A 1,462-nucleotide genomic window follows, 5' to 3' on the forward strand; every position below is an offset into this window, starting at 1 on the left:
GTGCCCTCTTATTAGAACGATAATTTCTCCTCAAACTCACTCTTTAAAACAATTAAAGGAGACGACAAGCCAAATTGCATTAAAGAATCTAAAAATGCAGCGAGAGAATCCATCGAATCGCTCATGACTTTCATCATATAATTAAATTCCCCGCTAATTCGATATAAATCTGTTACTTCAGGAACGGCATTACAAAATTGGATAAAATCAGAGCATTGGCTCGTTTTAAACATGATGAATGCTTGAATGTTTTTATTAATTTTGGAAGGCTCAAATTTCGTTCGGTAAGCTGCTATAACTCCTTGATCTTCAAGCTTGTTAATTCGTTCTTTTACAGCAGGTTGCGTCATGGATATAATTCGTCCTATTTCTGAAACAGAAATTCTCGCATTTTCATACAACAAGTTCATAATTTTATGATCGATTTCATCCAATTTTACTGCGTTTTGCATTGTGTAGCCTCCTTGTTTTGTTTTCTAAAGTGAATCACAAATTATAACTATAATATCATAAGTGAACGAACTAAATTACCTATAAATCTATATTTAAAATTATTGGTGTTTGCATAAAAATATAAGTATAAGGTTTATTAAACGGAAATTTAGGAAGGATGGAAAAAATGAAGAATCTTGATGGGAAAGTGGTATTAGTAACAGGAGCGAGTCGCGGAATTGGCCGTGCGATTGCGATGAGATTGGCGAAAGATGGAGCATTAGTTGCGATTCACTACGGCCGAAATAAAACAGCTGCAGATGAAACGATTAGTGAGATTGAATCTAATGGAGGGAAAGCGTTCTTAATTGAAGCTGAACTCAATTCAATTGATGGTGTCAAAAAGCTAGTAGAACAGTTAAAGAATGAATTACAAATAAAAGTTGGTACATCAGAGATTGATATTTTAGTAAACAATGCAGGGATAGGTACACAAGGAACGATTGAAAATACGACAGAAGAAGTTTTTGATGAAATTATGTCTGTGAATATTAAGGCGCCATTCTTTTTAATTCAGCAAACATTACCATTAATACGAGCAGAGGGCCGCGTGATTAACATTTCATCAGCTGAAGTAAGGCTTGGTTTTACAGGGTCTATTGCATACGGCTTAAGTAAAGGTGCACTAAATACGATGACACTGCCTCTAGCTAAACACCTTGGAGAAAGAGGTATAACAGTGAATACAATTATGCCTGGATATACGAAGACAGATATGAATGCGAAATTGCTAGATAATCCAGAAATACGAAATTTTGCTACGAATTCATCTGTTTTCGGACGAATAGGGCAAGTTGAAGATATTGCAGATGCAGTAGCATTCCTTGCTTCTTCTGATAGTCGCTGGGTAACAGGGCAGATTTTAGATGTTTCTGGAGGGTTTTGTTTATAGGGGGATTATTACATCGGCAAAAGCATTAGCAAATACAGCGTATCGATTAATTACAGAAAAAGGGTTGTTAGAGAAGGT

At 35.6% G+C, this 1,462-nt stretch carries 2 protein-coding genes; one reads left to right on the top strand and one right to left on the bottom strand.

The genetic code is table 11. The features are described from left to right. Positions 1-11: 11 nt before the first annotated feature. A complete protein-coding gene (locus KI356_RS20945) occupies positions 12-452 on the bottom strand; it encodes an Lrp/AsnC family transcriptional regulator (RefSeq protein ID WP_128280515.1) in 441 nt (146 codons plus the stop codon). Between the two features lie 167 nt (positions 453-619). Between KI356_RS20945 and KI356_RS20950 the strand changes: the two genes are divergently transcribed. Next, positions 620-1,384, top strand: a complete 765-nt coding sequence (locus tag KI356_RS20950) for an SDR family oxidoreductase (RefSeq protein ID WP_212936337.1) — start codon at positions 620-622, stop codon at positions 1,382-1,384. Positions 1,385-1,462: the final 78 nt, after the last annotated feature.

The sequence above is a fragment of the Bacillus hominis genome, from assembly GCF_018332515.1.
GTDB classification, from domain to species: domain Bacteria; phylum Bacillota; class Bacilli; order Bacillales; family Bacillaceae_G; genus Bacillus_A; species Bacillus_A hominis.

Coding starts and splice junctions, on each gene's coding strand:
- KI356_RS20945 (WP_128280515.1), bottom strand. CDS start 452: ATGCAAAACGCAGTAAAATTGGATGAAATCGATCATAAAATTATGAAC.
- KI356_RS20950 (WP_212936337.1), top strand. CDS start 620: ATGAAGAATCTTGATGGGAAAGTGGTATTAGTAACAGGAGCGAGTCGC.